Origin of the sequence: Bradyrhizobium sp. (genome assembly GCF_049798375.1) — a bacterium.
In the GTDB taxonomy this organism is placed as follows: Bacteria; Pseudomonadota; Alphaproteobacteria; order Rhizobiales; family Xanthobacteraceae; genus Bradyrhizobium.
The window spans coordinates 1-6,867 of sequence record NZ_JBARGP010000440.1; the positions used below are offsets into that span (position 1 = coordinate 1).

At 64.3% G+C, this 6,867-nt stretch carries 4 protein-coding genes; all 4 read left to right on the top strand.

Going from position 1 to position 6,867, the window contains the following annotated elements; all coding sequences use genetic code 11:
• Positions 1-3,155: strawberry notch family protein (locus tag WA702_RS18290; protein WP_425111941.1), on the top strand; the 3,155-nt coding region annotated here is incomplete at its 5' end.
• Positions 3,155-4,216, top strand: a complete 1,062-nt coding sequence (locus WA702_RS18295; protein WP_425111942.1) for a DUF7146 domain-containing protein — start codon at positions 3,155-3,157, stop codon at positions 4,214-4,216. The genes WA702_RS18290 and WA702_RS18295, both read left to right, overlap by 1 nt.
• Positions 4,217-4,585: 369 nt before the next feature.
• Positions 4,586-5,509, top strand: coding sequence for a DUF2493 domain-containing protein (locus WA702_RS18300; RefSeq protein WP_425111943.1), 924 nt, complete (start codon positions 4,586-4,588; stop codon positions 5,507-5,509).
• A 1,000-nt stretch (positions 5,510-6,509) separates the two neighbouring features.
• On the top strand, positions 6,510-6,830 hold the full coding sequence (locus WA702_RS18305) for a DUF736 domain-containing protein (RefSeq protein WP_092514869.1): 321 nt from the start codon (positions 6,510-6,512) through the stop codon (positions 6,828-6,830).
• Positions 6,831-6,867 lie beyond the last annotated feature (37 nt).

The following is a 6,867-nucleotide window of genomic DNA, read 5'->3' on the forward strand; positions in this document are numbered from 1 at the left end:
ATGGCGCCAGACTGACCGATGCGCTTTATGAACAATACGGACTGCAGGCGATCCGAATTCCTGGATCGTGCCCGCATCCGACCAGGCTGGTGCAATCCGCCGCGATGGCCTCCGTCGCGCCACCGAAGCCGTCTTATCGTCCGCACCTGCCTTCGAATCTGGTGGCAGATGGCATTCTGTCGGATGCGCAGCTCGAGAGCATCATCTATGCCGGCGAAGCGCATTCGGAACGTCTTGCCGGCTCCTGGACGGTCGATGCGACTTTTGACGTGGTTGCCGCCGCGCGCGACGACGCGCCGAACGCCGTCCGCTTTCGCCGCGGCTGGTTCTTGGGCGACGGCACCGGTGCGGGCAAGGGGCGCCAGGTCGCCGGCATCCTGCTCGACAACTGGCTCAAGGGTCGCCGCCGCGCGGCCTGGATCAGCAAATCCGACAAACTGATCGAGGACGCGCAGCGGGACTGGTCGGCGCTCGGCATGGAACGACTGCTTGTGACGCCGCTGTCACGCTTCCGTCAGGGCACCCCGATCCGGCTTTCGGAAGGGATCCTGTTTGCCACCTACGCGACGCTGCGCACCGACGAGCGTGGCGAAAAGCTTTCCCGGGTCAGGCAGATCGCTGAATGGTTGGGCTCCGACTTCGACGGAGTGATCGTCTTTGACGAGAGCCATGCCATGCAGAATGCGGTCGGAGGCAAGGGTGAGCGCGGCGACCAGGCGGCCTCACAGCAAGGACGCGCTGGCTTAAGGCTGCAGTATGCCTTGCCGGACGCTCGCGTGGTTTATGTGTCCGCGACCGGCGCCACCACGGTCCACAACCTCGGCTATGCGCAACGCCTTGGCCTTTGGGGCGGCTCCGACTTTCCTTTTGCAACACGTGCCGAGTTCGTCGAGGCGATCGAGGAGGGCGGGGTCGCCGCCATGGAGGTACTGGCGCGCGACCTCAAAGCTCTTGGTCTCTACGCGGCACGCTCATTGTCCTACGAGGGGGTCGCGTACGAGCTCGTCGAGCATCAGCTGACGCCGGAACAAATTCGCATCTACGACGCCTATGCGGATGCATTCAGCATCATCCATAACAACATCGACGCCGCGATGCGCGCCGCCAACGTCACCAGCGCTACCGGAACGCTAAATGGGCAGGCGAAATCCGCCGCACGATCTGCCTTCGAAAGCGCCAAGCAGCGCTTCTTCGGTCATCTCCTGACCTCCATGAAAACGCCGTCGCTGGTCCGATCGATCGAGCGCGACCTCGATGCAGGTCATGCCGCTGTGATCCAGATCGTGTCGACAGGCGAAGCGCTGATGGAGCGCCGGCTCGCAGAGATTCCGACTGCAGAGTGGAACGACGTCCGGGTCGACATCACCCCGCGCGAATATGTGCTCGACTACCTCGCGCATTCCTTTCCGGTCCAGCTCTACGAGCCCTTCACCGACGCGGACGGCAATCTCTGCTCGCGGCCTGTCTATCGCGATGGCCAGCCGGTTGACAGCCGGGATGCTGTCGCACGCCGCGATCGCCTGATCGAAAAGCTCGCCTCGCTGCCGCCGGTACCGGGGGCGCTGGACCAGGTGATCCAGTGCTTCGGGACCGAACTGGTCGCCGAAGTGACCGGCCGCTCGCGCCGCATCGTTCGCAAAGGTGACCGGCTGGTGGTCGAAAATCGAGCCAGCTCGGCCAACCTCGCCGAGACATCGGCCTTCATGGATGACATCAAGCGGATCCTCGTGTTCTCCGATGCGGGCGGCACGGGAAGAAGCTACCATGCCGAGCTGTCGGCTCGAAACCGCCGCCTGCGAGTCCACTATTTGCTCGAGCCCGGCTGGAAGGCTGATGCCGCGATCCAGGGGCTTGGCCGCACCAACCGGACCAACCAGGCGCAGCCGCCGCTGTTTCGTCCCATCGCCACCGACGTGAAAGCCGAGAAGCGCTTTCTCAGCACCATCGCGCGCCGGCTCGACACGCTGGGGGCCATTACGCGCGGCCAGCGCCAGACTGGCGGGCAGGGTCTGTTTCGCTCCGAAGACAATCTCGAAAGCCAGCACGGGCGCGACGCTTTGCGTCAGCTCTACACCTTGCTCGCGCGCGGCAAGATCGACGGCTGCTCGCTCCAGAGGTTCGAGGACGCGACCGGCCTGAAATTGATCGACGCCAATGGTCTCAAGGATGATCTGCCGCCCATCACGACGTTCCTGAACAGGCTGCTGGCGCTCACGATCGACCTGCAGAACGTCCTGTTCACCGCGTTCGAGCAGCTCCTGGCTGCTCGGATCGAAGGCGCGGTCGCATCTGGCACCTACGACGTCGGGCTGGAGACGCTGCACGCCGAGAGCTTTGTCGTCACCGAGCGGCGGACGATCTACGTCCATCCAAGCACCGGCGCCGAGACCCGGCTGCTCGCGATCGCCCAGCGTCTGCGCAATCGTCCCATGAGCCTGGGTAACGCGCTTGCTGATGTGTCCGCTCGTGGTGCCGTCCTGCTGATTAATCAGCGCTCGGGACGGGCTGCCGTGCAGGTTGCCGCGGCGAGCGCCATGCTCGACGACGGCGAGATCGAGCGGCGCGTCCGCCTGATCCGCCCCATGGAACAGCATACGGTCTCGCTCGACATGGTGGCGGAGAGCCAATGGGCGGAAGCTGATCGTGAACGTTTCGCCGCGGTCTGGTTGGCGGAGCTTGCCGACATCCCGGCGTTCACGGAAAGCACGATCCACATCGTGGCGGGTTTGCTGCTCCCGATCTGGAAACGGCTGCCGAACGAGTCGACCCGCGTCTACCGGCTTCAGACCGACGCAGGGGAGCGCATCATCGGCCGCAGAGTCTCCGCCGCTTGGGTGGCGCACATCCTTGCGACGAGCGTGCCCGCGCTGACGCCGGACGCGGCGTTCGCCGGGCTGATGGAAGGACGCACCGTCCTTGAGCTTGCCGAGGGCCTGCAGTTGCGCCGCGTCCGGACCATGAGCGCAGTCCGTATCGAACTGTCGGGGTTCGACGACACGATGCGCGATCGTCTCAGGGCCTACGGTCTCTTTGGAGAGATCATCTCCTGGAAGCTGCGCATGTTTGTCCCCACAGACGAAAGCGGCGTCGGTGTCCTGACAAAGCTGCTCGAGACCTATCCCGTTGCGTGCATCAGCGAGCGGGAGGCCGCCTGATGCCCCGCGATGCGTCTGAATTGGCACGTCGCCTCGCGCGTGAGGCCGAGGCGGTATGTCGGCATTATCTCTCTCATGGCAAGCGGGCAGGGCGGTACTGGGTGGTCGGCGACGTCCACAACACCCCCGGGCGCTCGTTGTTCGTACGGCTACAGGAATCAGCCAAAGGTCCTGCCGGCAAGTGGACCGATGCCGCGACCGGGGAGCATGGCGATCTCCTCGATGTCATTCGCGAAAGCCTCGGCTTGCGCGATTTTACCGAGGTCGCTCGGGAGGCAAGGCGCTTTTTGAGCCTGTCTGGTCCGCACCAGCAGCCGGCTGCCAAACTCATTCGTTCACCCGCACCGGCAGGATCGCAAGACGCCGCCCGCCGGCTTTTTGCGGCATCCAGCGCGGTCGAGGCGACGCTGGTCGAGACCTATTTGCAGCATCGTGGAATAGACCGCGTCCACCATGGTGGCAGCCTTCGCTTTCACCCGCGTTGTTACTATCGGCCGGACGACCACTTGCCGACCGAAACCTGGCCGGCCATGATTGCCTGCGTCACGGACCTTGATGGACGGATCACGGGCGTTCACCGCACCTGGCTCGATCCCGACGGATTTGATCGGGTGCGGCTTGGCAAGGCTCCGATCGATACGCCACGTCGCGCTATGGGCGACCTGCTCGGCAATGCCGTTCGCTTTGATGCCGCGGACGATGTGCTCGCCGCCGGCGAGGGGATAGAGACCATGCTGTCGCTGCGTTGCATGCTGCCAACGATGCCCATGGCCGCCGCACTCTCGGCCAATCACCTCTCCGCGATGTTGCTGCCGGCTGGACTGCGCAGGCTCTATGTCGTCCGCGATGCCGATGCCGCCGGAGACGCGGTGCAGGCAGCTCTTACCCGACGTGCGAAAGAGGCTGGCATCGAAGCGATCGCTTTGTCGCCCAGGCTCGGCGACTTCAACGAAGATCTGCACATCTTCGGTGGCGAGGCGCTCGTTGCAGCCTTGCGGCGTCAGCTCGCACCGGAGGACATAGTCCGCTTCCTGTCTTCGTCGGAGCTCACTGCGGAATAGCATGGCGCATCGTTCTCGCGTCGGCGGCCTGGCGAGGCCGAGTGCCGGAAGCGGGCGCGACCTCCGGCCTTCTGGGGGGGCGATCGGACGGCAGGCAGTGCGGGCCGGCAATGGCTGCGTCCGGCTATTTTCCGCCGCGCGCCGGCGATGAGACGGCACGAGACCCATGTCGCCGGCGCGCTTTGCATCGCGAAACAAAATAGCCGGCCTGCGCCATCCTCCGCTGCCGCTTCGGCCCTCCGCTTCCGCCTGCGCCCGCTGGGCTTCGGCGGACAAGCCGCTCCGGGTTCTGGCCCGCTCCGCCCGCCGTCTGAGTGATCGCCACGAAGGCCGCGAAGGGCGCGGCCGATCCGGCAAAGGACCTCTTCCATGACCGACCACGACGACATCGAACCGCCGCACGCCGCGTCTCCGAGCGATCGCCTCCTGACCGAGCTTCAGCTCTTCGGCTACCGTCCATTTGACGACGAGCCCGATCCTCGACCGCTTCCCGAGGGCAAGATGATCGCTGGCGCTATCGCCGATATCTTCGATGCCCTGGTTGCGACCTTGAGCGACACGCGCCTCGAGCCCGACCTCGGTGATCTGCTCTGGTCGACCGTCAACCTGTTCCACCGCGCCGTCGACCGTATCGAGCGCCAACTCGACGACAACGAGCAGGCGCAGCGAAAGAGCCATCGCGAGCAGAATGGCTCCGAGGTGCGATCGATCGAACTCGAGCGCCTGACGGCCGAAGGCATCACGCTCATCGAGCGCCGCAATTGCCTGGAGCTCTTCCGCGACCAGGCCATCGAAGGCTTCGAGGTTCACACCGGGGCATCCTGGCGCCCGCGAGCGGGATCCCTGGTGAATCATCGCACGCTGACTGCAGCGATGATCGACTCCCGTGACTTCATCGCAGCGAGGCGCCGCGCGGAGACCGAGATCATGTTGCCGCCGGGACCGAAGATCGCACTCACCGGCGGGCTCGACTTCAATGATCACCGCCTGACCTGGGATCGGCTCGACAGGGTCCACGCCAAGCATCCTGACATGGTCCTGATCCACGGCGGCTCGCCCAAGGGGGCCGAACTGATCGCCTCCAAATGGGCGACCAGCCGCAAGGTGCCTCAGATCGCCTTCAAGCCCGACTGGACCAAACATGCCAAGGCAGCACCGTTCAAGCGCAACGACGCCATGCTCGAACTCCTGCCAATCGGTGTCATGCATTTCCCAGGCACGGGAATCCAGGACAACCTCGCCGACAAGGCAAAGCGGCTCGGCATTCCCGTTTGGAAATTCGGCGGCGCGTGAGCCGCCATCCACTTGCACCTCAAGCAAATACGCGGAGCTTGCGCGTGATCAGCTCCCCCTTGCTCCGATAGCACGTTGGACCTTTCATCGTGGTGGCGGAGGGCGCGAATGCGCGATCGATGTAAACGGAGCCACCACGCTTGCCCTGCCTTTTCTCAACACACGCGTGATCGGCCTGTTCTTCGCCGTTAGCAGATCATTGACACTGCACATCGAAGGCATTCGCTGTTCCTGCTACTGCGGCTGGCTATCAGTTCGTGCCCGCACCGTCTCGGATCGTGATGGCATCGCTCGCTTGACGTGAGGTCTGCGCTTTCCTGGGCCTGATTCGCGTGGGCAGCACCGCGTGGACACGCATGATCAATTTTGTGGAGACCCGCTCGCGCGAGTGCGCGCTGATTAATGGAGCGGCGTTTCACCAATTCCCACGGCCGTCTGACCCAAGCGATGATCTGCCTGTGCCGCCCTCGTCTTCGAACAGCTTCGCGTAGAGCGGCACGTTGGACGTAGCTTCACCGCGAGCAGAGCGAGAGACCGCCGCGCCCCCTCTTCGGGGCGCCTCGACCATGCCGCTCATATCTCGGACGACATCGTCGGCGAAGCCGCGCGTGGCTCTCGTCCGTCTCTTCGCGGCAGGTACTGCCTTTTGCAGCAGATCGTTTCTTGTTCTGCGCCTGATCGTTTGGGCCTCTTGTTCGGCAAAACCATGCCCCGCCAAATCTTCTCCAGGACTGCGGTTCAGCACGCTGACGCACGTGGCCTCGTTGATGGCTTGATCTGGCCGAAGACCGGCTTCGCCTCGATCGTCTGAGCCGCAACGCCGTGGATGCGACTTTCTTCCCCTGGGCTTCGCCCATTCCTCGCGAGACAAGAAAGTCGCCACAACGGCGTCCTCCGCTGCGCTCCGGCCCGAGCGGGTGCGTCGCCGATCGTCTTCGGCCTGCAGATCGCCATCGAGGCCGCGGTGGTCGCGGGCTCGAAACACAACAGGAGAAGTGACATGGCTACCATCGGTTCTTTCAAGAAGATCGGAAACGATTTCCAGGGCGAGATCGTCACGCTTAGCTTGCAGGCCAGGGGCGTCCGCATCGTCGCAGAAGCCAACCGCTCGAACGAGAACGCTCCCAGCCACCGCATCTACGTAGGCCGGGCCGAGATCGGCGCCGCCTGGTCGAAGCGCTCTGAGGAAGGCCGCGACTATCTCTCGCTCAAGCTCGACGATCCGTCCTTCAATGCACCGATCTACGCGAACCTGTTCGACGACGAAGGTGGTGAAGGCTACACCCTGCTCTGGTCGCGGCCGCGGAAGAACGGCGACTGAGCGCCCACTCCAGCCGACACCCCGCCCGAGCTAACTC